This window comes from Variovorax sp. UC122_21, from assembly GCF_044056785.1.
In the GTDB taxonomy this organism is placed as follows: Bacteria; Pseudomonadota; Gammaproteobacteria; order Burkholderiales; family Burkholderiaceae_C; genus Variovorax.
In genome coordinates this window covers 1,851,788-1,876,254 of the sequence record NZ_CP172004.1, presented here as the reverse complement: position 1 = coordinate 1,876,254, position 24,467 = coordinate 1,851,788, and the positions used below count along the sequence as shown (strand labels likewise).

Annotated in this window: 26 protein-coding genes and 2 pseudogenes; 10 read left to right on the top strand and 18 right to left on the bottom strand. The window is 70.8% G+C overall.

Features of this window, described 5'->3' with window-relative positions:
- Position 1: 1 nt before the first annotated feature.
- The 7 genes from ACHMXE_RS21240 to ACHMXE_RS21210 all read right to left on the bottom strand — a co-directional run bounded on the left by ACHMXE_RS21240 (position 2) and on the right by ACHMXE_RS21210 (position 5,421).
- The gene (locus ACHMXE_RS21240; protein ID WP_395351142.1) at positions 2-502 is read right to left on the bottom strand and encodes a MerR family transcriptional regulator; all 501 of its coding nucleotides are present in this window, start codon (positions 500-502) and stop codon (positions 2-4) included.
- On the bottom strand, positions 489-935 hold the full coding sequence (locus ACHMXE_RS21235; RefSeq protein ID WP_395351141.1) for a nuclear transport factor 2 family protein: 447 nt from the start codon (positions 933-935) through the stop codon (positions 489-491). Before ACHMXE_RS21235 ends, ACHMXE_RS21240 begins: the two co-directional genes overlap by 14 nt.
- A 108-nt stretch (positions 936-1,043) precedes the next feature.
- Positions 1,044-1,967, bottom strand: coding sequence for an SDR family NAD(P)-dependent oxidoreductase (locus ACHMXE_RS21230; protein ID WP_203202048.1), 924 nt, complete (start codon positions 1,965-1,967; stop codon positions 1,044-1,046).
- Between the two features lie 110 nt (positions 1,968-2,077).
- Complete coding sequence (locus tag ACHMXE_RS21225) at positions 2,078-2,464, bottom strand: response regulator transcription factor (protein ID WP_203202049.1); 387 nt, start codon at positions 2,462-2,464, stop codon at positions 2,078-2,080.
- A gap of 200 nt (positions 2,465-2,664) precedes the next feature.
- Complete coding sequence (gshA, locus tag ACHMXE_RS21220) at positions 2,665-4,224, bottom strand: glutamate--cysteine ligase (RefSeq protein WP_395351140.1); 1,560 nt, start codon at positions 4,222-4,224, stop codon at positions 2,665-2,667.
- Between the two features lie 141 nt (positions 4,225-4,365).
- The gene (locus ACHMXE_RS21215; protein ID WP_203202051.1) at positions 4,366-4,713 is read right to left on the bottom strand and encodes a putative quinol monooxygenase; all 348 of its coding nucleotides are present in this window, start codon (positions 4,711-4,713) and stop codon (positions 4,366-4,368) included.
- Positions 4,714-4,755: 42 nt separating this feature from the next.
- Positions 4,756-5,421, bottom strand: a complete 666-nt coding sequence (locus tag ACHMXE_RS21210; protein WP_395351139.1) for an alpha/beta hydrolase — start codon at positions 5,419-5,421, stop codon at positions 4,756-4,758.
- A 195-nt stretch (positions 5,422-5,616) separates the two neighbouring features.
- On the opposite strand from ACHMXE_RS21210, the gene ACHMXE_RS21205 reads away from it, so the two are divergent.
- Complete coding sequence (locus ACHMXE_RS21205; RefSeq protein WP_209545469.1) at positions 5,617-5,925, top strand: hypothetical protein; 309 nt, start codon at positions 5,617-5,619, stop codon at positions 5,923-5,925.
- Positions 5,926-5,933: 8 nt separating this feature from the next.
- On the opposite strand, the gene ACHMXE_RS21200 is transcribed toward ACHMXE_RS21205, so the two are convergent.
- The 5 genes from ACHMXE_RS21200 to ACHMXE_RS21180 form a co-directional block, all read right to left on the bottom strand.
- On the bottom strand, positions 5,934-6,920 hold the full coding sequence (locus ACHMXE_RS21200) for a Bug family tripartite tricarboxylate transporter substrate binding protein (RefSeq protein WP_395351138.1): 987 nt from the start codon (positions 6,918-6,920) through the stop codon (positions 5,934-5,936).
- A 113-nt stretch (positions 6,921-7,033) separates the two neighbouring features.
- A complete protein-coding gene (locus ACHMXE_RS21195; protein WP_395351137.1) occupies positions 7,034-8,194 on the bottom strand; it encodes an FAD-dependent oxidoreductase in 1,161 nt (386 codons plus the stop codon).
- Positions 8,191-9,354, bottom strand: a complete 1,164-nt coding sequence (locus tag ACHMXE_RS21190; protein WP_395351136.1) for an aromatic amino acid transaminase — start codon at positions 9,352-9,354, stop codon at positions 8,191-8,193. Before ACHMXE_RS21190 ends, ACHMXE_RS21195 begins: the two co-directional genes overlap by 4 nt.
- 33 nt (positions 9,355-9,387) lie before the next feature.
- Positions 9,388-10,338 (bottom strand): tryptophan 2,3-dioxygenase, encoded by a 951-nt coding sequence (locus ACHMXE_RS21185; protein WP_395351135.1) that lies wholly within the window; start codon positions 10,336-10,338, stop codon positions 9,388-9,390.
- Between the two features lie 136 nt (positions 10,339-10,474).
- Entirely contained in the window at positions 10,475-11,443 is a 969-nt protein-coding gene (locus tag ACHMXE_RS21180) for a cupin domain-containing protein (RefSeq protein ID WP_395351134.1), read from the bottom strand.
- Between the two features lie 152 nt (positions 11,444-11,595).
- Here ACHMXE_RS21180 and ACHMXE_RS21175 point away from each other — a divergent pair, with 152 nt between their 5' ends.
- A complete protein-coding gene (locus ACHMXE_RS21175; protein ID WP_256222257.1) occupies positions 11,596-12,150 on the top strand; it encodes a Fur family transcriptional regulator in 555 nt (184 codons plus the stop codon).
- Here the strand turns inward: ACHMXE_RS21175 and zigA are convergent.
- Positions 12,074-13,267 (bottom strand): zinc metallochaperone GTPase ZigA, encoded by a 1,194-nt coding sequence (gene zigA / locus ACHMXE_RS21170; RefSeq protein ID WP_395351133.1) that lies wholly within the window; start codon positions 13,265-13,267, stop codon positions 12,074-12,076. The two genes, ACHMXE_RS21175 and zigA, sit on opposite strands and share 77 nt — an antisense overlap.
- A gap of 142 nt (positions 13,268-13,409) precedes the next feature.
- Between zigA and ACHMXE_RS21165 the strand changes: the two genes are divergently transcribed.
- The 5 genes and pseudogenes from ACHMXE_RS21165 to ACHMXE_RS21145 all read left to right on the top strand — a co-directional run bounded on the left by ACHMXE_RS21165 (position 13,410) and on the right by ACHMXE_RS21145 (position 18,037).
- Positions 13,410-14,039: a glutathione S-transferase gene (locus ACHMXE_RS21165; RefSeq protein ID WP_395351132.1), complete on the top strand. Its 630-nt coding sequence runs from the start codon at positions 13,410-13,412 to the stop codon at positions 14,037-14,039.
- A complete protein-coding gene (locus tag ACHMXE_RS21160) occupies positions 14,036-14,959 on the top strand; it encodes a LysR family transcriptional regulator (RefSeq protein ID WP_203202061.1) in 924 nt (307 codons plus the stop codon). Before ACHMXE_RS21165 ends, ACHMXE_RS21160 begins: the two co-directional genes overlap by 4 nt.
- Positions 14,960-15,026: 67 nt before the next feature.
- Positions 15,027-16,008, top strand: a pseudogene (locus ACHMXE_RS21155) (tripartite tricarboxylate transporter substrate binding protein).
- Between the two features lie 35 nt (positions 16,009-16,043).
- Complete coding sequence (locus ACHMXE_RS21150; RefSeq protein ID WP_395351131.1) at positions 16,044-17,261, top strand: CaiB/BaiF CoA transferase family protein; 1,218 nt, start codon at positions 16,044-16,046, stop codon at positions 17,259-17,261.
- Positions 17,258-18,037: an enoyl-CoA hydratase/isomerase family protein gene (locus ACHMXE_RS21145; protein WP_395351130.1), complete on the top strand. Its 780-nt coding sequence runs from the start codon at positions 17,258-17,260 to the stop codon at positions 18,035-18,037. The genes ACHMXE_RS21150 and ACHMXE_RS21145 overlap by 4 nt, the downstream gene beginning before the upstream one ends.
- On the opposite strand, the gene ACHMXE_RS21140 is transcribed toward ACHMXE_RS21145, so the two are convergent.
- The gene (locus ACHMXE_RS21140) at positions 18,038-18,940 is read right to left on the bottom strand and encodes a LysR family transcriptional regulator (RefSeq protein WP_057595638.1); all 903 of its coding nucleotides are present in this window, start codon (positions 18,938-18,940) and stop codon (positions 18,038-18,040) included.
- A 151-nt stretch (positions 18,941-19,091) separates the two neighbouring features.
- On the opposite strand from ACHMXE_RS21140, the gene ACHMXE_RS21135 reads away from it, so the two are divergent.
- Positions 19,092-20,402, top strand: coding sequence for an MFS transporter (locus ACHMXE_RS21135; RefSeq protein WP_395351129.1), 1,311 nt, complete (start codon positions 19,092-19,094; stop codon positions 20,400-20,402).
- A 38-nt stretch (positions 20,403-20,440) separates the two neighbouring features.
- Positions 20,441-21,550, top strand: a complete 1,110-nt coding sequence (locus ACHMXE_RS21130; RefSeq protein WP_395351128.1) for a M14 family metallopeptidase — start codon at positions 20,441-20,443, stop codon at positions 21,548-21,550.
- Positions 21,551-21,562: 12 nt separating this feature from the next.
- On the opposite strand, the pseudogene ACHMXE_RS21125 reads toward ACHMXE_RS21130, so the two are convergent.
- From ACHMXE_RS21125 to ACHMXE_RS21115, 3 genes and pseudogenes are all read right to left on the bottom strand, one after another.
- A pseudogene (locus ACHMXE_RS21125) lies at positions 21,563-22,361 on the bottom strand (enoyl-CoA hydratase/isomerase family protein).
- A 49-nt stretch (positions 22,362-22,410) separates the two neighbouring features.
- Positions 22,411-22,815 (bottom strand): hypothetical protein, encoded by a 405-nt coding sequence (locus ACHMXE_RS21120; protein WP_395351127.1) that lies wholly within the window; start codon positions 22,813-22,815, stop codon positions 22,411-22,413.
- A 97-nt stretch (positions 22,816-22,912) separates the two neighbouring features.
- Entirely contained in the window at positions 22,913-23,185 is a 273-nt protein-coding gene (locus tag ACHMXE_RS21115; protein WP_203202069.1) for a DUF2164 domain-containing protein, read from the bottom strand.
- Between the two features lie 118 nt (positions 23,186-23,303).
- Here ACHMXE_RS21115 and ACHMXE_RS21110 point away from each other — a divergent pair, with 118 nt between their 5' ends.
- Positions 23,304-23,522, top strand: a complete 219-nt coding sequence (locus ACHMXE_RS21110; protein ID WP_057597821.1) for a hypothetical protein — start codon at positions 23,304-23,306, stop codon at positions 23,520-23,522.
- Between the two features lie 12 nt (positions 23,523-23,534).
- Here ACHMXE_RS21110 and ACHMXE_RS21105 read toward each other — a convergent pair whose 3' ends face one another.
- Positions 23,535-24,431, bottom strand: a complete 897-nt coding sequence (locus tag ACHMXE_RS21105) for a DUF808 family protein (protein WP_209545444.1) — start codon at positions 24,429-24,431, stop codon at positions 23,535-23,537.
- Positions 24,432-24,467 lie beyond the last annotated feature (36 nt).

Sequence of the window (24,467 nt, the reverse complement as noted above, 5' to 3'; positions counted from 1 at the left end):
TTCAGCTTCGACGCGCGCGGCGCGAAGGTGCCGGCGTGTCGGGCTGGCGCGGCAGCCGGGCCGGTCCGCTCGCGCCCACGGGAACCAGCGGCGGGCGCTGCCCGCTCTCGATCCAGGCGTCGTAGAAGTCGATCTTGCGGTCGACCAGCGACAGCGCGCGCTTCCATTCGGCGATGGTCTGGTTCACGCGCTCGCGGTGCGCCGCGAGCAGCGCGCGCCGCTCGGTCAGCGTGGCGCGGCCACGCAGCGCGAGCGCCGTGTATTCGCGCATCTCGGCGATGGACATGCCGGTGCGGCGCAGCCGGTCCATCAGGTCGAGCCAGCCGATGTGCGGCTCGCCGTAAAGGCGCCGCCCGCCCGCGTCGCGCACCACGCCGGGCACCAGCCCCTGGCTCTCGTACCAGCGGATCGCGTGCACGCTGCGGCCGGTGCGCTGCGCCAGTTCGCCGATCAGGAACGGCGTGCCCTGCGCGACGCCGCGCCGGGCCTCAGGCGCCGGCATCGGCCGGGGCCGGAAGCGCCGGCGCGTCGAGCGCCGAGGCCACCAGGCCGGTGTCGAAGTATTCGATCAGTTCCTTCACCAGGCCTCCTTCGAGTCGGTAGACGTAGCAATAGCGGTTGTTGTAGCGGCGCCCGGCATGGGTCAGCGCGTCGCCGCTGAATTGCACCACCACCCGGTCCTCGTCGGCCAGGACCTGCTCGGTGCGGCTGGTGTAGGGGGTGGCGAACTGGGCGAACAGCGGGTTCAGCAGCTCCTCGCGGATCGCCTTCCTGCCGCGGTAGGTGCGCGACCAGGCGGTGCTGCCCTCGAGCTTCCAGGTCGCGTCCTCGGCGAAGCCCTCGAGGAAGGGCCGGCTGTTGCCCTGGTCGAGCTGGGCGTGGATGTGCTGGATGAAGGCCTTGTTGCTGGCGGCGGTGCTGATGGTGGTGGTCATGGCGATGTCCTCTCGAGCGTCGATGGAAGGCACCGGAGGGCCCGGTGAATTCCATTGGAAGTGCTCGTGTGCACTCGAGGTCAAGCGCCATGAACGCCAGGCGCGAATTCAGCCGCGCGCCGCCTTCGCCTTCGCGACCTCGTTCGCGCCCTGCGCGGTGCCGCTCTGGGGCACCTGCTCGCCCTCGCGCGCGCGCACCTCGTCGAGCCGCGCGGCCAACTGCTCGGGCGTGTCGCCGCCGATGCCGATCCAGGCGCCCTGCGTGAGCGTGATGTGCGCGGCCTCGAAGGTGCCCGCGCCCGCGCACAGGATGGCGCGCGTGGGCGCGTTCTCGGCCGCCAGCACCAGCATCGCCGGCACCACGGCCTCGGGCTGGAAGGCCTCGAGCATGTCGGGCGGGAACAGGTCCTCGGTCATGCGCGTGGCCGCGGTGGGCGCCAGGCAGTTGACGCGGATGTCGTTCTTCGCGCCCTCGATGCTCAGCGTCTGCATCAGGCCCACCAGGGCCAGCTTGGCGGCGCCGTAGTTGCTCTGGCCGAAGTTGCCGTACAGGCCGCTCGAGGAGGTGGTCATCACGATGCGGCCGTACTTCTGCGCGTTCATCAGCGCCCAGACGGCCTTGGTGCAGTTGACGGCGCCCATCAGGTGCACGTCGACCACGAGCTTGAAATCGGCCAGTTCCATCTTGGCGAAGCTCTTGTCGCGCAGGATGCCGGCGTTGTTCACGAGGATGTCGACCCGGCCCCAGGCATCGACCGCCTGCTGCACCATGGCCTGCACGGCCTCGAAGTCGGTGACCGAGGCGCCGTTGGCGATCGCCTCGCCGCCCGCGGCCTTGATCTCGTCGACGACCGCCTGCGCCGCGCTCACCGAGCCGCCCGAGCCGTCGCGCGCGCCGCCGAGGTCGTTGACCACCACCTTGGCGCCACGCGCCGCGAGGGCCAGCGCATGCTGGCGGCCCAGGCCGCCGCCGGCGCCGGTCACGATGGCCACGCGGCCCTGGAAGTCGATGCTGCTGCTGTCGTTGCTCATGTCGTCTCGGTCTCTCGGAGGATGGATGGAGGGCGCGTCCGAACCGCACGCGCCGCGGCGCGTTTTACCTCAGAAAGTACCGTGCGCCGCACCCGGGGCGCTCCCGCCAGTCACTCGTGCGACGAGGTTTCCTGCAGGGTCTCGCAGTAGGCGACGAGCTGGTCGAGCTCGGCCGACTTGTCGAAGAAGGCGTCGGCGCCCAGCACGCGCGAGCGGTCGCGCATTTCGGCGGTGGCGTAGTTGCTGAGCACCACCACCTTCTGGTGCGGCGAGCGCTGGCGGCAGGCATCGAGCACGCCCAGGCCGTTGCCGCGCTCGAGGAACAGGTCGACGATGGTCAGATCCCAGGCGTCGCGGTGGCGCTGCAGCCAGGCCACGGCCTCGTCCTCGCTGCCGGCCACGGCCAGCACCTCGGTCTCGGTCACGTCCTCGAGGAAACCCACGAGGTTCTCGCGGATCACGGGGCTGTCTTCGACGAGATAGGCCTTGAGACTCATGATCGCCCGCTCCGGGCGATGCCCTCTGGCGCAGCGGCCGGAAGGCGCAACGGTGCGGGCGGAAAAGGCGGGTTGACGACAGCTTGCATGGCGCAATCCTCTCAGCCATGCGGCGGTGCAGCGTGAGTCAGCGGCACCGACCGCCTGTAGGCCACGGGCCAAGACGGCTGTCGTCAGCCGGAGGCCGGGCGGCCCCGGCTTCAGGCCGCGACGGCCACCCGCTGGCTCTTGCCCACGCCCAGGCGCGTGGGCGACACGTACTGCTCGCGGTAGATCTCGAACGGCAGGGTGTCGGCCATCTCGATGCGCTTTTGTTCCTGGATCGAGTCCTCGGTCATGCGCGCGAATTCGGCGCGCTGGGCGTCGGAGAAGGGCAGCGCCATCAGCGCGACGCGGGTCTGCTCGGAACGCGCGCGGATGAAGCCGATGAAGGAGTTGGCATGCTCGTGCTCGATGGCCGCGAGCACGCGCGCCGAGGGCAGGCTGTCGGGGTTGCCGAGCGCCTCGCGCGCCGCGCGCACCGCCTCGGCATGGGCCGTGCCGCCGTGCGCGGCATCGATCCGCTCGGCGATCGGCGCGCACTGCTCGACCAGTTCCAGGCCCCAGTCGACCAGCGACACCGGCTGGCCGCCGCGCCGCAGCGCCAGGCCCGGCTCGCGGCCGCGCGCGGCCGTCAGGTGCTGGTTGTGCGCGAGGTCGGCGATCTCCTGCGGCGTGTCGTCGGGGCTGTCGCTCAGCAGGCAGTGCAGCAGGAACACGTCGAGGAAGCGCATGGTCTGGGCGTTGATGCCCACGGTCTCGAAGGGATCGAGGTCCATCAGGCGCACTTCGACGTATTCGACGCCGCGCTCGCGCAGCGCATGCAGCGGGCGCTCGCCGGGGTTGATCACGCGCTTGGGGCGGATCGTGCCGTAGAACTCGTTCTCGATCTGCAGCAGGCTGGTGCCGAGCTGGTTGTAGTCGCCGCCGAGGTTGCGGATGCCGATCGCCTCGTAGGCCGGCCACGGGCGCGTGAGCGCGTCCTGCAGCGAGGCGCCGTAGCCCTCGAGGCTGTTGTAGCTCACGGCCAGCGAGGCCTGCGCGTCGCTCTGATAGCCCAGGCGGCCCATGCGCAGCGAGGTGCCGTGCGGCATGAACATGCTGCCGTCGCCCAGCGGCTGCAGCTCGTGCGGACGGCCCGCGACGAAGCTCGAGCACAGCGCCGGCGAGGCGCCGAACAGGTACAGCAGCAGGAAGGCGTGGCGGCGGAAGTTGCGGATCAGCGCGAAGTACTCCTCGCTCGAGACCTCGGGCAGCGACCAGTTGTAGTGGATGCCCGAGATGGTCTGCATGCGGCGGCCGTAGCGGTGGCTCAGGCCCATGCGGTAGACGCTCTTGGCGCGGCCCACGTTCGACGAGCCGTAGCGGCCGATCGGGATGGTCTCGTCGGTCGGCAGGCCGCAGGGCATGCTCGAGACCCACATGCGCTCGTCGCCGAGCTGGTCGAGCACGCGGTAGGTGTATTGGTGGACGCGGGTCAGCTCGTCAAGCGCGGCCTCGGCGTCGCCGTGCACGCCCGTGATCAGCTCGAGCTGCGACTCGCTGAAGTCGGTCGTGATGTGCGGATGGGTCAGCGCCGAGCCGAGCGCGAGCGGATGGGGCGTCAGCGCGAGCTTGCCGTCGGGCAGCGCGCGCAGGCTTTCCTTCTCGATGCCGCGCCGCATGCCCTTCAACCGCCCGGCCGAGAGCGAACCCAGCCTCTCCTGCAATCTGTTGCTCATATTGTTATGACCCATCAATCTTCTGAGGGGCTGGAAGGTAGCACGGCGGCGCGGGCGCTGCTCGTGCAGGGAAACCCGCTGCCGGCTATGCTGCGGACTGCTATTTTTTTCATAGCACCACCTCCGGATTCAGCCATGCGATCAGCTCTTTTCGGGGGGCCTGGAAGCACCGCCCGAGCGGCCGGCGAGGCCGGCCAGGTCGATCTCCTCGGACTGGTAGACGTGCATCCGCGGCGGCCCGTCGGCCATCGCGGCCAGCGCCTTGCCGAAGGCGCGCGAGGCCTCGACGCGGAAATGCACCTGCAGCGCCGCCATGTCGCTCCAGCGCTCGACGAAGGTGAGCCGCAGCGGCTGCATCGCATCGGTCGAGACCTCGTGCGAGAGGCAGCCGGGCTCGGCGCGCGAGCGCTGCACGTGCTCGGTGCTGATCGCCAGCATGGCCTGCAGGGTGTCGGGCTTGGCGGTGGCATGGCCGATGACGAGGATCATGGGTGTCTCCTTTCGTTGTCGCGGGCGCCTCGGCCCGCCGGTTCAGCGTGCGAGCACGCGCAGCAGGAAGGCGTTGAGGTCGCCGATCTCCTCGATGCAGACCGAGTGCGCCATGGCGTACTCGTGCCATTCGATGGTGTAGCCCAGTGCCGCGAGCGCGTCGCGCGACTGCTGGGCACGCGCGATCGGCACCACCGGGTCCTGCCGGCCGTGGGCCAGGAACACCGGCGTGTCGTGGTTGGACGCATGGCGCTCGGCCGCGGTGGTGGCCGCGATCGGCAGGTAGCCCGAGAGGCCGACGATGCCCGCGAGCCGCTCGCCGTGGCGCAACCCGGTCATAAGCGCCATCGCGCAACCCTGCGAGAAGCCGGCCACGACGATGCGCTCGGCCGCGATGCCGCGCGCCTTCTCGTTGGCGATCAGCGCCTCGATCGTGGCCTGCGAGCGGCGCAGGCCGACCTCGTCCTCGCGCGCCACCAGGTCGGCCACCGCGATGTCGTACCAAGCCGGCATCTGGTAGCCGCCGTTGATGGTGACCGGGATCACGGGCGCGTTCGGGAACACGAAGCGCACCGGGCCCACGCTGGCGAGGTCGAGCTCGTTGGCGATGGGCACGAAGTCGTTGCCGTCGGCGCCCAGGCCATGCATCACGATCACCGTGGCGGTGGGATGGGGGGCGGTTTCGATCTCGATGGGGGGACGGGACATGGTCGGTGAAAGTCGTGAAAAAGTACGCCAAACAGGCGCGGATGGCCGGACCTTAGCGCATTCGGGCGGCCCCGGACATTGATCCAGCGCAGGGATCCGGTCCATCCCGCGCAGCCGGACGGCCGCTCGGCCGACTTGCGCGGCGCGCGCACGCCCCCCAAGATGATTTGCAAGAACCCCAGCGAAGGACCCCGCGTGAGCCATTCCCCACCCCTGGTAGACACCAAGCTCGGCGGCCTCGTGCTGGTCTGCGGCGAATGCGAGGCGCGCAAGGACGGCCCCGCCAGGCTGCAGGCGAAGCCGGTGCGCAAGGAACTCAAGCACGAGCTGCGCGACCTGCCGCTGCGGCTGCGCGTGGTGCAGTCGAGCTGCCTGGGCCTGTGCCCGAAGAAGGCGATGGCGCTGGCGGCCGTGGCGCAGGGCCATGCGCCGCTGGTCGCGGAGGTCTGCCGCGACGAGGACGTCGCGGCCTTCGCGCGGGCGCTGGCCAAGTCGGTGCGCTGACCGGCGCCTTATTCGGCCTTGATCCCGTTCGCCTTCACGATCTGCGCATAGCGCTCGTACTCGGCCGCCACCTGGCCCTGGAACTGGCGCTGCGCGAAACCGGTGGCCTCGATGCCCTGGGCCGCGAGGTCGGCGCGCGCGGCCGGCGTGCGCACGATGCGGCCGGCCTCCTGCGCGATCGCGTCGACCACCGGCTGTGGCGTGTTCGCGGGCGCGAACAGACCGAACCAGGTGCCCGCGCGGTAGCCGGGGTAGCTCTCGGCCAGGGTCGGCACCTCGGGCAGCAGCGGATGGCGCTTCTCGCCGCCCGTGCCCAGCGCCACCAGCCGGCCGCTGCGGATGTGCGGCAGCGCCGGGCCCACGGCGATCAGCATCACGTCGACCTGGCCCGCGATCACGTCCTGCATGCCCAGCGGGCCGCCGCGGTACGGGATGTGGGTCACGTAGATGCCGGCCTTCTGCTTGAACAGCTCCATGCCCAGCTGCTGCGGGCTGCCGTTGCCGGCCGAGGCGTAGTTGATGCGGCCCGGCTGCGCCTTGGCGGCGCGCACGAAGTCGGCCACGCTGCGATAGCCGGTCTTCGGATTGGCCACCAGCACGAAGTCGATCTGGCCCAGCGACACCACCGGCACCAGGTCGCGCCGCGCGTCGTAGGGCAGGCTGGCCTGCAGGTTCGGCAGGATGGTGATCGGGCCGTCGGCGCCCACCAGCAGCGAATAGCCGTCGGGCTGCGCCTTGGCGAGCCCGTCGGCCGCGAGGATGCCGGCCGCGCCGGCCTTGTTGTCGACCACCACCGGCTGCTTCCACTGCTCCGACAGCCGCGTCGAGAGGTAGCGCGCGAGCACGTCGGGCGAGCTGCCGGGCGTGTTGGCCACGGTGATGTGGACCGCCTTGGCCGGATAGGAAGCGGCGGGGGTTTGCGCCTGCGCGCCCAGGGCGATCGACGCGCCGGCCCAGAACAGGAGGGCCGGCTTGAACAGGGAGGGGACGCGCATGGAGAACTTTCGGGTACGGGCTGGAGAACGCGCGCGATTCTGTCGCGCCGCCGCCCGGGCACGAACGACCCATTCGTCAGATGCTTAGGTCGATCCGGACATAAGCGCCCTGCTCAAGCCACGCGCAGCGCGTCCAGGCGGCCGTAGAACGCGTCGACCTGCCGCTGCGCGCCCTCGCGCATCGCCGCGTTGCGCAGCGCGCAGCTCGCGGCGTCCTCCACCGCGCCGGCCTCGCCCACCTGGCGCGAGGCGTCCTGCACGAAGCGGCACATCGGATAGCGGCGCTCGCCGAAGGCGCGCAAGGTGGCGTCCGAGATGCCATCGTCGGCCAGCATCTCGGCCAGCACCACCGCATCCTCCACCGCCATCGCGCCGCCCTGCCCCATGAACGGCGTCGAGGCATGGGCCGCGTCGCCGATCAGCAGGATGCGCCCCGCATGCCAGGGCAGCGGCGCCTGCACCTCCTCGACCGCGGTGTAGAGCAGCTCCGAGTCCGCGCCGAGCTGGTCGAGGAAGGGCCGCGCCGGTCCGCCGAACTCGGCGAAGCGCTCGCGCATGCGCGCGGGCCAGTCCTCCTTCGGATACCAGCGGCCGGCCGGCTCGGCCACGGTGCCGAACAGGTAGAGCCGGTCGTCGGCGATCGGCATGATGCCCAGCCGCTTGCCGATGCCCATCATCATGATCTTGGCCACCAGCGCGCGCGGCCGCTCATGCACGCTGCGCCAGACGCCGAAGCCGGTGTAGCGCGGCGCGAGCGCTCCCGTCACCTGTTCGCGCAGCTGCGAGCGGATGCCGTCGGCGCCGACGACCAGGTCGAAGGCCTGCGCCGATCCGTCGGACAGCAGCACCCGCGCGCGCTCGCCCTCGGTGTCGACCCGTTCCACCGTGGTCGCGAGCCGGATCTCCACGCCCAGCGCCGACAGCCTGTCTGCCAACACGCGGTGCATCTCCGAGCGCTTGATGCCCACGATCGGCGCGGCGCCGCCCTGCGAGCGCGGATAGAACACGTCGACGATCGGCGCGCCGTGGTGGTCGAGGTAGACGTTGCGCCCGTCCTCGATCGCGAAGCCGGCCTCGAGGATGCGCGGCAGCACGCCGACCGCGCGCAGCGCCTCGAGCCCGTTGCCGTAGATGAAGATGCCCGAGCTCTGGAAGCGCCATTCGGCCTGCTTCTCGACCAGCGTGACGCCGAAGCCCCGGCTCGCCAGCGCGATCGCCGCCGAGCAGCCCGCGATGCCGGCGCCGACCACGAGGATGCGTTCGGGCCGCCTCATGCGTGCACCGCCGCGAGCGCGGCGCTCACGCGTTCGATGTTCGACGGGTTGAGCCCCGCGACGCACAGCCGTCCCGAGCCCACGAGGTAGACGCCGAAGCGTTCGCGCAACGCATCGATCCGCGCGGGCGCGAGCCCCGTGTAGCTGAACATGCCGTGCTGCGCCACCAGGTAGCCGGAGCCCGGCCCCAGCGCACGATGCAACGCCGTGCGCATCGCGCGCATGCGCAGCCGCATCGCCTCGAGCTCGGCGCGCCATTGCGCCTCGAGCGCGCGGTCCGCGAGGATCGCCTGCACCAGCGCCGCGCCTTGCCCCGGCGGGCACGAATAGCTGCGCCGGATGCCGAGCTTGAGCCGGCCCAGCAGCCGCGCCGCGTCGGCGCCCGGCGCATGCACGGCGAGCGCGCCCACACGTTCGCCATAGAGCGAGAAGATCTTCGAGAACGAACTCGCCACCAGGCAGGCGATGCCGCGCCGCACGCATTCGCGCACGGCCCAGGCGTCCTCGTCCACGCCCTGCGCGAAGCCCTGGTAGGCCATGTCGAAGAAGGGCAGCAGGCCGCGCTGCGCGATGGTGTCGAACAGCGCGCGCCACTCGTCGTGCGAGGGGTCCACGCCGGTCGGGTTGTGGCAACAGGGATGCAGCAGCACGATGTCGCCGGCCGGAAGCTTGCCGAGCGTGGCGATGGCGCCGTCGAGGTCGAAGCCGCCGGTCCTGCCGTCGTAGTAGGGATAGTGATCGACGCGCAGCCCCGCGCCCTCGAAGATCGCCGCATGGTTGGCCCAGGTCGGGTCGGGCATCCACACCGTGGCCTCGGGAGACAGGTCCTTCAGCAGGTCCGCGCCGGTCTTGAGCGCGCCGGTGCCGGCCACGGTCTGCACCACCACGAGCGGCGCCGTTTCGAGCTCGCCGAACACCAGCCGCCGCACCGCGTCGCGGTAGGGCTGCGCTCCCTCGGTGGGCGCATAGACGCTGGGTGCGTCGGCCTCGGCCAGCAACGCGCGCGCCGCGCGCACCGAAGCCAGCACCGGCACCCGGCCCTGCTCGTCGCAATAGATGCCGATGCCGAGGTTGACCTTGTGCGGCCGCGGGTCGGCCTTGTAGGCCTCGAACAGGCCGAGGATGGGATCGTCGGCATGGGCCGGCAGTTGATCGAACACGCGTGCTCCAGAAAGAAAAACGAAAGGAAAGACTCAGAGCCGCGTGCGCACCGACCACAGCTCGGGAAAGAAGCGGTGGTCGACCACGCTGCGCAGCCAGCCCACGCCGGCCGAACCACCGGTGCCGGGCTTGAAGCCCAGGATGCGTTCGACCGAGACGAAATGGCGCCAGCGGTACTGCGAGAACACGTCGGCGATGTCCATCAGCGCCTCGCCGAGCCGGTAGAGATCGTTCTCGGGCGCCGGGTCGCCGTAGACCTGCAGCCATGCGGCCTCCACGCCCGCGTTGGGCGCATAGCTGGCCGACCAGTCGCGCTCGAGCGCCTCGGCCGGCACGGGCACGCCGCGCCGGTGCAGCAGCGCGAGCACATCGTCGTAGAGGCTGGGCGAATTCAGCGCGCGCTCCATGTAGGGCCAGACATCTGGGTTGTTGGCATGCGCGCGCGCCAGCGGGATCGACTTGTTGCCGAGGATGAATTCCACGTGCCGGTACATGTAGGACTGCTGGCCCGAGGCGATGCCCAGCGTGTTGCGGAACTGGTTGAACTCGTGCGGCGTGATGGTCGAGAGCACGTCCCAGGTCTTGCCGAGGAACTCGAGCAGCGCGCGCACCCGCGGCGCGAGCTGCAGCGCGCCGGCCACGTCGTCGGCGCGCACGCGCAACTGCATGTTCGAGAGCTCGTAGTGGATCGCCTTGAAGCTCAGTTCCTTGCAGTGGGTGATGCACATGAAGACCATCTCGTCGTGGCCTTCGCTGCGCATGTGCTGCAGGCTCAGCAGCAGGTCGTTGCGCTGGTGCTCGAGGTAGGGGTTGCTGCGGCCCTCGAACTGAAGCAGCGGCTCGCCGTCGGTGTCCTGCACCGTGGCCGCGCGCTGGTGGTTGTCGCCGGTCGCGATCGGCTTGACCAGCGACAGCTCGAGCGCGGGATCGCGCACCGTGGGGATCGCGCGCTGCCGCCGGGGGCGCGAGGGGGAGGCCGTCATGTCATCGTCTCTCTGGCCCGCGTGCTGTGCGGACCGTGATGGGGATGCGGCGATTCTTCAGGCCCGGGGCCGGCGGCTCAACCTCCGGCGCGCCGGATTTGGTCACCGTTCGTCCGTGACCGGACGATGACGGGGTTCAGGAGGCGCCGTGGCGCCGGGCGTAGGCGCTGGGCGTGAGCCCGGTCCAGCGCTGGAAGGCGCGCGAGAAGGCCTTCTCCGACGCGTAGCCCACCGACTCGGCCACCTGGTACAGGCTCAGCTGCCGGTTCTTGAGCTTCTCGGCCGCCAGCGTCATGCGGTAGGAGCCCAGGTAGTGCATCGGCGTCACGCCGACGAGCGCGCGGAAGCGCTCGCTGAAGATGGTGCGCGACAGATAGCTGGCCTGCGCCAGCGTCGCCACCGACCACGGATGCCCGGGCCGCTCGTGCATCAGCGCCATGGCGCGCGCGATGCTCTCGTCGTCGAGCCCGCGCAGGGTGCCCAGGCGCTCGGCCGGCGCCGCGGCCGGCTGCGCGTAGAGGTGTTCGCAGAGCACGTGCACCAGCAGCAGGTCGGCCATGCGCGCGGCCGAGAGCTGCCAGCCCGGGCGCTGCGCCACGGTCTCGTTGACCAGCGTCTCCATCGCCAGCGCGAGCGAGGCGGTGGTGGGAATCTGCGCCTGGCGCAGCACGATCAGCGGCGGCAGGTTCGCGATGATCGAGCCCAGCCCCTGGGCCGGCATCCAAAGATGCAGCGAGAACAGCTCGGTGACCGGACCGCCGCCGCCGTGCGAGAACACGATCGGATGGTCGCCGTGGCGGCCGGTGGAATGCGCGGCGATCAGTTCGCGAAACGGCCGCGCCTCGAGCCCCGGCGCCGACGACACGGTGTGCGCGCCGCCCTGCGGCAGCATCGCGATGTCGTGCGGCGCGATCTGCACCGGCTCGGCACCGGCCACCGAAATCCAGTAGGGCGCGCCGGTGCACAGGCGGATCAGCGGGCCGTCCACGCCGGTCGAGTGCAGCGCCCACGGCGCCGAGAGCGAGAAGCGGGCCGTGACGGCGCGCTCGGACTTGTAGCCCGCGAGCAGGTGGCTCAGTGCGTCGCCGTCGCGTCCCGTGTCCATGCTGTCGTGTCGTGGCGTCCGTGGTCTGTCCGATTGGCGCGGATTATCTGGCATGGAAGCCGGGCGATTCCCCGTCCCGCGCCCACGACGGCGCGGGATGCAACACAATGGCGGCTCGCATGAAGACAACGACCTCGCAACCGAAGCCACCCATGGCCCACGCAACCTTCGACAGCGAAAGCCAGCTGCGCGACCGCGGACTGCGCGTCACGCGCGCCGCCCAGACCGTGCTCGAGCTGCTCGAGCACACCTCCCAACCGCTCACGCACGACGAAGTCGCCGCGGCCTACACCACCGCCACCGGCGAGGAACCCGACCGGGTCACGATCTACCGCGTGCTCGACCGGCTGGTCGAGGTCGGCCTGTGCGACCGGCGCGTCGGCGCCGACCGCGTGAACCGCTTCGCGCGCCACGTCGAGGCCGCCTCGGGCAACACCTTCGAGTGCGACCAGTGCCACAAGGTGCTGGCCCTGCCCTCCGACCCCGAGCTGCCGAAGGTCATGGGCCGGCTCGGCCGCGCGCTGCGCAAGCAGGGCATCGACACCCGCCGCACCGCGCTCACCCTGCACGGCACCTGCGGCGACTGCGTGCCCGCCGAAGCCGCACCCGCGGCCCGGCCCGCCGCCCGCCCTACGCGTTCCAGGACGGGAAAGGGTCCGGCAGGTTCTGCCACCACGAGGCGCCGTAGCGCATCTCTTCCTCGGTGAGCAGGCAGGCATCGAGCCGCGCGCGCAGCGCGGCCTCGTCCATGCCGATGCCGATCAGCACCAGTTCCTGCCGCGCGTCGCCCGTGGCCGGGTCCCAGTGGCTCTGGATCAGCGCCATTCCCTCGGGATCGCTGGGCCAGTGCTCGCGCGGCACCGCCGCCCACCAGAAACCCGCCGCGCCGTAGCGGCAGGCGCCCCCGGCCTGCGACCAGCTGCCCGCGCGCGTGGGCCGGCTCGCGAGCCAGAAGAAGCCCTTGGAGCGCACCACGCCCTCCCATTCCTGCTGCACCAGGTCCCAGAAGCGCCGCGGATGGAACGGCAGCCGCGCGCGGTAGACGAAGCTGCGGATGCCGTAGGCCTCGCTCTCGGGCAGGTGCTCGCCGCGCAGTTCGGCCAGCCAGCCCGGCGCCTGCTCGGCCTGCGCGAAGTCGAACAGGCCGGTGTCGAGCACCCGGTCGAGCGAGATGCGGCCGAACTCCGACAGCTCGATGCGCGCGCGCGGATTCAAGCTCTTGAGGATCGCCATCAGCCGCTCGCGCTCGGCCGCGCTCACCAGGTCGGTCTTGTTGACCACCAGCACGTCGCAGAACTCGATCTGCTCGATCAGCAGGTCGACCACGGTGCGCGCGTCCTCGTCGCCGAGCGACTGGCCGCGCTGCTGCAGGCTGTCGGCCGAGCCGTAGTCGCGCAGGAAGTTGAAGGCATCGACCACCGTGACCATGGTGTCGAGCCGCGCCACGTCGGCCAGGCTCTTGCCGTCCTCGCCCGCGAAGGTGAAGGTCTCGGCCACCGGCAGCGGTTCGGAGATGCCGGTCGACTCGATCACCAACTGGTCGAAGCGGCCTTCCTTCGCGAGCCGGCCGACCTCGATCAGCAGGTCCTCGCGCAAGGTGCAGCAGATGCAGCCGTTGCTCATCTCGACCAGCCGCTCGTCGGTGCGCGACAGCTCGGCCCCGCCCTCGCGCACCAGCGCGGCGTCGATGTTGACCTCGCTCATGTCGTTGACGATCACCGCCACGCGGCGGCCCTCGCGGTTGTGCAGGATGTGGTTGAGCAGCGTGGTCTTGCCGGCGCCGAGGAAGCCGGACAGCACGGTGACGGGGAGGCGTTGGGGCATGGCGTGGGTCTCGTTGATATGCAACTGCATTGCATTATATGAATGACGCAACACGGTTGCATGTAACCCGAAAAACCGCCCGCCACCGCCCTCTCCGGCCGCGCCGATAGACTCGGGGCCCGCCTCCGCCTTCCCGCCGCCGATGACCCCGCCCGTGCTCTACAGCTTCCGCCGTTGCCCCTATGCGATGCGCGCCCGCCTCGCGCTGGCGGCGAGCGGCCAGCGTTGCGAGCTGCGCGAGGTCGAGCTCAAGCGCAAGCCGCCCGAGATGCTGGCCGCCTCGCCCAAGGGCACGGTGCCGGTGCTCGTGCTGGCCGACGGCACGGTGATCGACCAGAGCCTGGACATCATGCGATGGGCGCTCGCGGCCCACGATCCGCTGCGCTGGCTGCAGCCCGGCGACACCGAGGCGCTGGTCGCCGCCTGCGACGACCATTTCAAGCCGCAGCTCGACCGCTACAAGTACCCGGGCCGCTTCGCCGACGCGGTGCAGGCCGAGGCCCGCGAACAGGGCGCGCGCTTCCTGCGCGAGCTCGAGGCGCGGCTGGCGGCCTCGGCCTTCCTGCTCGGCGCCCACGCGAGCCTGGCCGACGCCGCGCTGATGCCCTTCGTGCGCCAGTACGCGATGGTCGAGCCGGCCTGGTTCGAGGCCCAGCCCTGGCCACGGCTGCGCGCCTGGCTCGCGGACTGGATCGCCTCGCCGCTGTTCGACAGCGTCATGCGCAAGAACCCGCCCTGGCGCAGCGGCGAGGTCGGCATCGCCTTCCAATGAGCACGCGCCTGCATTTCGACCTGACGACGGTCCAGCTCTTCATCGCCACCGCCGAACTCGGCGGCGTCACGCGCGGCGCCGAGCGCATGCACATGGCGCCGGCCGCGGCCTCGCGCCGCATCCTCGAGCTCGAATCGCAGTTCGGCGTGGCGCTGTTCGAGCGCCGCCCGCACGGCATGGTGCTGACCGACGCCGGGCGCGCGATGCTCGCGCATGCGCGCAACATCACGCACACCGTGCTGCGCATGCAGGACGACGCGGCCTCCTACCTCGGCGGCGAGCAGGGCGTGGTGCGCGTGGCGGCGCCGAAGTCGGCGGTGATCCAGTTCATGCCGCGCGACATCGAGCGCTGCGCCGCCGCCTGCCCCGGCGTGCGCATCGACCTGCAGGAGATGAACAGCCAGGTGGTGCAGCAGGCGCTGCGCCGCGGCACGGTCGACATCGGCATCTACGAGGCCAGCCTCGGCGCCATCGACCTGCCGATGCTGCCCTACCGCGGCGATGAGCTGGTGGCCGTCACCGCGCGCGGCCATGCGCTGGCCGGCCGGCGCGAGGTGGTGCTCGAGGACATCCTGGCCTGCGACCTGATCGTGCTCAACGAGGGCTCGGCGATCTCGCTCATGCTCGCGCGGCTGGCCGACGAGACCGGCCAGCTGCTGCGCATGCGCATGCGCGTGGGCGGCTTCGACAGCATCGCGGCGCTGGTGGCGCAGGACCTGGGCATCGGCGTCATGCCGGCGGCGATCGCGCGCCATGTGGCGGCGGGCAGCCGCTTCGCGCGACTGCCGATCCGCGGCGACTGGGCGCGGCGCCAGTTCGTGCTGTGCCATCGCGCCGAGGATTCGCTGTCGCGCGCCGCGGCCAGCGTGGCGCGCGTGCTCGCGGATACGCAAAACGCGAATCCAGCCTCGCCCAAATAGCGATGGCGCCCGGTGCGGGCCTTGCGCACCATCCGTCGCATCCACAGAACGACGGAGACATCGCAGCATGCAACGCAGAAGCTTCACCCTGGCGGCCGCGGCCGCCCTCGCCGCACCGGCACTGGTGCGCGCCGCGAACGAGGCGGCGCCACCGGCCGGCCCCGTGAAGATCGTGGTGGGCTTCGCGCCCGGCGGCGGCACCGACGTGCTGGCGCGCGTCATCGGCCAGAAGCTCGGCGCGATGTGGAACGTCTCGGTGGTGGTCGAGAACAAGCCCGGCGCCACCGGCGCGATCGCGGCCGACTACGTGAGCAAGCAGCCGCCCGACGGCAACACCCTGCTGATGGCGCACGTCAACAGCCACGCGATCGCACCGGCGCTGCTGACCGGCGTGCGCTACGACCCGCGGCGCGACTTCACGCCGCTGACCCTGGTGGGCGTGACGCCCAACATGCTGACCTGCGCGCCGGCGCAGAAGGCACGCACCCTGCCCGACGTCGTGGCCCTGTGCCGCGAGCGGCCGGGCCGCGTGTCCTTCGGCTCCTCGGGCATCGGCTCGGCGCAGCACCTGGCCTTCGAGATGTTCAAGCTGCAGGCCAGGGTCGATGCGGTGCACGTGCCCTACAAGGGCTCGAGCGCCCTGATCGTCGACCTGCTCGGAGGCCAGATCGACTACGCCTTCGACACCATGACCGCGGCCACGCCCTTCGTGAAGCAGGGCAAGGTGATCGCGATCGCGCAGACGCGGCTGCAGCGCGCGCGCGAGCCATCCCACCGTGCCCACGCTCGCCGAGTCGGGCTTTCCGGGGCTGGACGCGGCCTCGTGGTACGGCCTGGTCGGCCCGCGCGGCATGGCCGCGCCGATGGTGCAGCGCATGAGCGAGGACATCAACCGCGTGCTGGCCCTGCCCGACATCGCGCAGCGGCTCGACGAGTTCGGCGCCGAGGACGCGGGCGGCAGCCCCGAGAAGTTCGGCGCCTTCATCGCGAGCGAATACGCGAAATGGGGCCGCATCGTGAAAGAAGCCGGCGTGCGCGCCGATGCTTGAGACCATTTTCCTTTCCCCCTGAAAGACGCCAACCGATGAGCGACACCTCCTCCTCCCGTCCCCTCCCTTTGGCCGGCGTGCGCGTGCTCGACGTGAGCCAGGTCATGGCCGGCCCCTATGCCTGCATGCTGCTGGCCGACCTCGGCGCCGACGTCATCAAGATCGAACCGCCGCAGGGCGGCGACCAGACGCGCGGCGCCATGGGCTTCAAGCTCAAGGGCACGGACAGCATGGGCTTCCTCAACATGAACCGCAACAAGCGCTCGATCGCGCTCGACCTCAAGTCCGACAGCGGGCGCGAGGTGCTCTACAAGCTGGTAGCGCAGGCCGACATCCTGGTGGAGAACTACCGCCCCGGCGTGATGAAGCGGCTGCGCACCGACTACGAGACGCTCAGTGCGATCAACCCGCGGCTGGTCTACGTCAGCATCTCGGGCTTCGGCCAGACCGGACCCTGGGCCGGCCGGCCGGGCTTCGACCTGATGGCGCAGGCGATGTCGGGAATCATGAGCGTGACCGGCCATCCCGACGGCCCGCCCGCCAAGGCCGGCGTGCCGGTGGCCGACATCGGCTGCGCGCTGTTCGCCACCTACGGCATGCTGTCGGCCTACATCGGCGCCAAGGCCACGGGACGCGGCCAGTATGTCGATGCCTCGCTGTTCGATTCCGCGCTGGCCTTCTCGATCTGGGACATCAGCGAGTACTGGGGCACCGGCCGCGATCCCGAGCAGCTCGGCACCGCCAACCGCATGAGCGCGCCCTACCAGGCGATGAAGGCGGCCGATGGCCACTTCGTGATGGGCGCGACCAACCAGAAGCTGTGGCAGACGCTGTGCGCCACGCTGGAGCGGCCCGACCTGCTCGATGACGCGCGCTTCGCGACGGTGTCGCTACGCCTGGCCAACCGGCACGCGCTCATCGAAAGCCTCGAGCGCAGCTTCGCGCAACGAGGTTGCGAACACTGGATCGACCGGCTGCTGGCCGTGGGCATCCCGGCCGGGCCGATCCTCAGCTACCCCGAGGCCTTCGAGAGCGAGCATGGCCGACACCGCCGCATGCGCATCGAGATCGACCATCCGGTGGAAGGCAAGGTGCCGAACATCGGCTTCGCGGTGAAGATGGGCGGCACGCCGCAGCAGGTGCGGCGCGCGCCGCCGCTGCTCGGGCAGCACACGGCCGAGGTGCTGGCCGAGCTCGGCATCGATGCGCCGGCGCAGCGCGCGCTGGCAGCGGCCGGAGCCTTCGGGTCATGAGCGAAGGCAGCGTTCATCTCTCGGTGGCGGATGGCATCGCCACGCTGGTGTTCGACCGGCCGGCCGCGCGCAATGCGATGACCTGGGCCATGTACCAGTCGCTCGCCGCGCACTGCGAATCGATGGCCGCGCGCGCCGGCGAGGTGCGCGTGGCGGTGCTGCGCGGCGCGGGCGGACAGGCCTTCGTGGCCGGCACCGACATCGCGCAGTTCCGCGACTTCGCGGGCGGCGACGACGGCGTGGCCTACGAGCGGCGCATCGATGCCGGCATCGGCCTGATCGAGGCGCTGCCGATGCCCACCGTGGCGGTGGTCGAGGGCTGGGCCGTGGGCGGCGGGCTCGCGATCGCGACCGCCTGCGACTTCCGGCTCGCGACGCCGGGCGCGCGCTTCGGCGTGCCGATCGCGCGCACGCTGGGCAACACGCTGTCGTCGCTGAACTTCGCGCGGCTGCGCGCGGCCTGGGGCCTGCAGCCGGTGCGGCGCATGCTGCTGCTGGCGCAGATCCTCGATGCGAACGAGGCGCTGGCCTGCGGCTTCCTCGAGCAGGTCTGCGCGGCCGAGGCGCTCGACGGCGCGCTGCAGTCGCTGTGCGCGCGGCTGGCCGCGCTCGCGCCCGTGACGCAGGCGGCCGCCAAGGAAGCGCTGCGCCGCGGCACGACGCAGGGCGCGCCCGACACCGACGACCTCGTGCGCCGCTGCTACGGCAGCGCCGATTTCGCCGAGGGCGTGGCGGCCTTCACCGAGGGACGGCCGCCGGCCTGGCGCGGCCGCTGATCAGGCCGCCACCGCGCGCGCCGAGGCGCGCTGGATGCACTCGACGAAGTGCTGCGCGGCCGGCGTCAGCAACTGGCCGCGGCGCTTGACCACGCAGACGTTGAGCGTCGGCAGCGTCTCGACCACGTCCACGCGCCGGATGCCGTGGCGCTTGAAGCTCAGCGCGGCCAGCGGCTCGACGAACAGGCCGATCAGGTCCATCTGCCCGACCAGCGACAGCGCGACCGTGACCGAGTGGCCCTGGATCACGCGCTGCGGCGCCGGCAGGCCCAGCGGCAGCAGCGCCGAGATCGATTCGCGGCCGCTGAAGTGATCGTCGCCCGGCAGGATCCACTCGGCGGTCGCGAGTTCGGCCATCGAGCGGCTCGCGCGCAGCGGATGGCGCTCGCGCAGTCCCACCACCAGCTTCACCGGAAACAGCTCGATCGCCTCGAACTGCGGATCGAGCCGGCCCGGCACCACATGGGCCACCGCGAAATCGAGCGAGCCCTCGCGCAGGCGCGCCAGCATCCAGGGCAGCACCGCCTCGCTGAACTGCACGTCGACGGCCGGCAGCCGCCCATGGAAGTCCTTGAACGCCGCCGGCAGGATGGTCTGCGCGAACGAGGTGCTGACGGCCAGCGCGACCCGGCCCGTGAGCCCGTCGCGGATCTGCGCGATCTCCTCGCGGGCGCGCTGCATGTCGGCCAGCAGCATGCGCGCGCGCGGCGCGAAGGCCTCGCCGAAGGGCGTGAGCCGCACGCCCTTGACGCTGCGCTCGACCAGCGGCGCGTCGACCTCGCGCTCGAGCTCGCGCACGATCTTGGTCACCGCGGGCTGCGAGATGCCGAGCACGCGCGCCGCGGCGCGGATGCTCATCTGCTCGACCACCGCGACGAAGGCGTGCAACTGGTTGGGTTTCATGGAGAACGGGTGCCGGACGGGCGACAACCAAAAGTTATCGTACTGGCCCAATTATTGTCTTTTCAGCGAGCAACCGACTCTCTAGCATCCGTCGCGGCCGAAGACCTTCGACCTACCCGCATTCCACAGAACCACACCAACACCCCGAGACATGAGCCCCACCCGTCCCGCGCACAGCGCCGCCAGCCGGCGCCAGACCATCGTCGCCACCACCATCGGCAACGGCCTCGAGTTCTTCGACTTCACCGTCTATGGTTTTCTCGCGCTGGTGATCGGCAAGCTGTTCTTTCCCACCTTCAGCGGCTATGGCCAGCTGCTGCTCACGGTCGCGACCTTCGGCGTCGGCTTCATCATGCGGCCGCTCGGCGGCATCGTGATCGGCGCCTATGCCGACCGCGCGGGTCGCAAGAAGGCCATGACCTTGACCATCTTCCTGATGGCACTCGGCTGCGCGGTGATCGCCTTCACGCCCACCTACGCGAGCATCGGCGTCGCGGCGCCGGTGCTGATCGTGCTGGCGCGGCTGATCCAGGGCTTCTCGGCCGGCGGCGAGGTCGGTGCTTCCACCACGCTGCTGGTGGAGCACGCCACGCCGCAGAACCGCGGCTACATGGCGAGCTGGCAGTTCGCGAGCCAGGGCCTGGGCGTGATGCTCGGCGCGGTGGTGGTGGGCGCGCTCACCTTCACGCTGTCGCCCGAGAACATGCAGAGCTGGGGCTGGCGCGTGCCTTTCGTCCTCGGCATGCTGATCGCGCCGGTGGGCATGTACATCCGCCGCCATCTCGAGGAATCGCTGCAGATCGCGCCCGAATCGGCCACCGCGCCGCGTCGCGAGAGCAGCCTCAAGATCGTCTGCTCGCAGCACGGCAAGACCGTGCTGGCCGCCATCCTCGCGCTGGTCGGCGGCACCACCGCGGCCTACGTCGTCACCTTCTACATGCCGACCTACGCGGTGCGCGAACTCGGCCTCACGCCCTCGGTGGCGCTGTTCGGTGCCGCGCTCACCGGCCTGATCTCGTTCGCCTTCGCGCCCTTCGTGGGCCTGCTGTCGGACCGCGTGGGCCGCAAGCCGCTGATCCTGTGGAGCCGCGTCTTCCTCGTGGTGCTGATCTACCCGGGCTTCCTCTGGCTCAATGCCTCGCCCACGCCCGCGGTGCTGTTCATCGTGCTCGGCGTGCTGAGCCTGGGCCTGGTGGGCCAGACCGTGCCCGGCATCACGATGCTGCCCGAGATGTTCCCGAAGGCGGTGCGCGCCAGCGGCATGTCGCTGGTCTACAGCGTGGGCGTGGCGCTGTTCGGCGGCTTCGCGCCCTTCATCAGCACCTGGCTGCTCAACGCCACCGGCAGCAAGCTCGCGCCGGCCTGGTACCTGGTCGTCATGACCCTGGTCTCGCTGCTGGGCCTGCTCTGGCTGCGCGACCACACGGGCCGCGACATCGACGCGGCCGGCGCGCACGCCTGATCTCCATCGTCTCGAACATTCCTCCCCACGATCCCTCCATGACCGCTCTCACCCACAGCACCGCCGCCACGCGGCATTTCTCGGGCACCTATGTCGAGGCCCGCGCCAAGTTCCTCGAGGCCGCGCGCGCTCGCGGCGCTTCGATCGAATCCTTCGTCAACGAGGCCCACCGCGGCGCCCTCGGCGAGGAACTCGCGACCGACGTCGCACTGCTCGGCGCCGTCGATGCGAAGAAGCTGCTGCTCGTGACCTCGGGCACGCATGGCCCCGAAGGCTTCTGCGGCTCGGGCACGCAGGTCGCGACCCTGCACGACGAGGACCTGCTCTCGCGCCTGCAGCAGGCCGGCGTCGCGCTGCTGCTGGTGCATGCCGTCAATCCGCACGGCTTCTCGCACCTGCACCGCACCAACGAGGACAACATCGACCTCAACCGCAACCACATCGACTTCGGCGCGCCGCTGCCGGCGAATGCCGAGTACACCGATGTCGAACCGCTGGTGCTGCCCGCGACCTGGCCACCCACGCCTGCCGACGAAGCGGCCGTGGCCGCCTACATCGACAAGCACGGCATGCGCGCCTTCCGCGCCGCCGTCACCAAGGGCCAGTACGTCTCGCCCGACGGCCTGTTCTACGGCGGCACCGCGCCCTCGTGGAGCAACAAGACCATCCGGTCGATCCTGCGCAAGTACGCGGCCTCGGCCACCCACATCGGCTGGATCGACGTGCACACGGGCCTCGGCCCCTATGGCCACGGCGAGAAGATCTACCCGGGCCGCAACACGCCCGAGGACCTGGCCATGGCCCATGCCTGGTGGGGTGCCGACGTGTTCGCGCCCTTCGCGGGCGACTCGGCCTCGGCCGACGTCTCGGGCCCGGTGATCTCGACCGCCTACGACGAATGCCCGAACGCGCGCATCGCGCCCATGGGCCTGGAGTTCGGCACCCTGCCCGACAACGAGGTGCTCACGCGCCTGCGCGCCGACACCTGGCTGCGTCGCCATCCCGAAGCCTCCGACGCGCAGCAGCGCGAGATCCGCCGCCAGCTGCGCGACGCCTTCTACTGCGACAACGACGAGTGGAAGGGCATGGTGCTGGGGCAGGCGCGCGTGGTGCTGCTGCAGACGCTGCAGGGCCTGCGCAAGGCCTGAAGACGGGACGCGTCAGCCGAAGTTCGGCGCGCGCTTCTCGCGCAGCGAGGCCACGCCCTCGCGCACGTCGGCGCCCGCGAAAGCCCATGAATTCGAGCGCCAGCGAGGCGTCGAAGGTGGGACCGGCCTGGCGCAGCCAGTTGTTGAGCGCGTACTTGGTCAGGCGGATCGCGCTCTGGCTGCCGGCCGCGAGGCGGTCGGCCACCTCGTAGGCGCGCGGCAGCAGCTCCGCGTCGTCGACCGCCAGCGACACCAGGCCGATGCGCTCGGCCTCCTCGCCGCTGACCGGCTCGCACAGCAGCAGGTGGTACTTGGCCTTCGCCATGCCGCACAGGAGCGGCCAGACGATCGCCGCATGGTCGCCGGCCGCCACGCCCAGGCGCGTGTGGCCATCGACGATCTTCGCGCCGCGCGTGGCGATCGAGATGTCGGCCAAGAGGCCCGCCACCAGTCCCGCGCCCACGGCCGGGCCGTGCATCGCGCTCACGATCGGCTTGTCGCAGTTGATGATGTTGTAGACCAGGTCGCGCGCCTCGCGCCACACGCGCTGGCGGATCGCGTCGTCGGCCGTCATGTCCTGCACCATGCCGAGGTCGCCGCCGCCCGAGAAGCCCATGCCCTCGCCGCGCAGCACGGCGCAGCGCACCGAGTCGTCGGCCGAGACGTCGCGCCAGATCTCGGCGAGTTCGCGGTGGCCGTCGTGGCCGGCCGTGGGCAGCTTGCCGTTGGCCGCGCGCATCTGGATGTCGAGCACGGTGCCGTTGGCGCCGCGGCGCGTGATGGCGAGGGTCTGGTAGCGGGCGTAGTCCATGGTCTTTCCTGTCTCCGGTGCGCGCCGATCGCGCACGCTCGTTGTTCTTTCAGCGCTGCGCCGCCACCTCGCGGCAGCGCTTCACGTGGGCATCGAGCCGCGGCGCGAGCCCGGGCTCGCAGACATCGCCCGCGGGATCGAGCCGGCACAGGCCGACCACCACGTAGTCCATCACGGCGTCGGTGCACATCGGGTACCTGGCGAGCTGCGGGTTGGCCCTGGACTTGAAGCCCCAGCGCTCCGAGAACTCGATGGTGCGCGCCATCGCGCCATGGAAGAACTCGCGGTTCCTCGAGGCGACGGCGGCCTCCATGCGCGGCAGTTCCTCGTTGAGGTAGCCGACCGATTCGAGCGGGAAGTCGGCCGGGTTCTGCGACTGCGCGCAGGCGAGCGAGGCGCCCAGCAGCAGCGGCAGCAGGCAGGCGGCGCGCAACACGCGCGTGGGGGTCGACACGGAAGGGGCGATGCGATGGCGTGGCATGGCCGTCGATTCTGCAACGTTTGCTGACAGCTTGGCTTCAGTCCGATGCGCGGGCGCCACGCGCGGCGGCCTACCGCCCCTTCTTCTGCTTGTCGAACTTGTGCCAGTAGCGGAACTCGTCCTCGTGCACCTCGAGGTCGACCTCGGACACGCGCGCCTGCAGCCGCTCCTGCACGTCGGCCACGGCCTTGTTGTAGATCGTGGGGCCGATCTCCTCAATGAAGAAGCCCAGCAGCGCGCCGGCGGCGACGTTGCCGATCGGCTCTTCCATGTTCTCGCGGAAATAGCGCTCGATCGAGGTGATGGCCTGCTGGCGCAGCTCGCGCGAAATCTCGATGGTCATGCGGCGGGGTCCTTCCTGGATGCTCGAATGGAGCATTGTGCCGATGCGTGGAGAATCGGGGCCCCGGCCGCGACACGAACGCGGCCGCCGCTGTCCCACAACCGAACCGATCGATCCCATGGCCCGTCCCTCCCGCCAGCCCCGCATGCTCGAACGCGGCATCCTCTGCCTGCTCATCGGCGCCGCCGTGCTGCTGGGCCCGCACTTCCTGCAGGGCACGCGCTGGTTCGAGATGGTGGCGGGCGCCTCGGTGGTGGGCTGGTTCGCGCTCGCGCTGGGTGCGGCGCTGGTGGTGGTCGAGCTGGTGAAGCGCGGCAAGGATTCGCAACGGCGCTGAGCCGCGCGCCGCTCAGCGCCGCAGCTTCTTGACCAGTTCGACGACCGCGAGCACCACCGCGCCCGCGACGATGCCGACGCCGGCATTGACCAGCATCGACCCCAGCGTGCCGAACACGCCCGAGGTCGCGGCCCAGGCCTCGACCGCATGGCCGAGCGCGGGCACGCCGTGCACCAGGATGCCGCCACCGACCAGGAACATCGCGGCGGTGCCGGCGATCGACAGCCCCTTCATGAGCCAGGGCGCGCCCGCCAGGAGCGCGCGGCCCAGGCCGCGCGCGGCGGCGCTGCCGCGCTGGCTCAGGTAGAGGCCCGCGTCGTCGAGCTTCACGATGCCGGCCACCAGGCCGTAGACGCCGACGGTCATGATCAGCGCGATGCCCACCAGCACGCTGAGCTGGGTGGTGAAGGGCTGGCCCTGCACGGTGCCCAGCGTGATCGCGATGATTTCGGCCGAGAGGATGAAGTCGGTGCGCACCGCGCCCTTGATCTTGTCCTTCTCGACCGCCACCACGTCGACCGCGGCATCGGCCACGGCCTGCTCGTGGCGTGCGGTGTCGGCCGCGTGTTCCTCCTTGTGCAGGAACTTGTGGGCCAGCTTCTCGCAGCCCTCGAAGCACAGGAAGGCGCCGCCCACCATCAGCAGCGGCGTGACCAGCCAGGGCAGCCAGGTGCCGATGGCCAGCGCGGCCGGCACCAGGATCGCCTTGTTGACCAGCGAGCCCTTGCACACCGCCCAGACCACGGGCAGTTCGCGGTCGGCCTTGACCCCGGTGACCTGCTGCGCGTTGAGCGCGAGGTCGTCGCCGAGCACCCCGGCTGTCTTTTTCGCGGCGACCTTGGTGAGAACCGATACGTCGTCGAGCACGGTCGCGATGTCGTCGAGCAGCAGGAGCAGGCTGGAGGCCATGGATGGGCGAAAGGAAAATGAAAGGCGCGAGCTTAG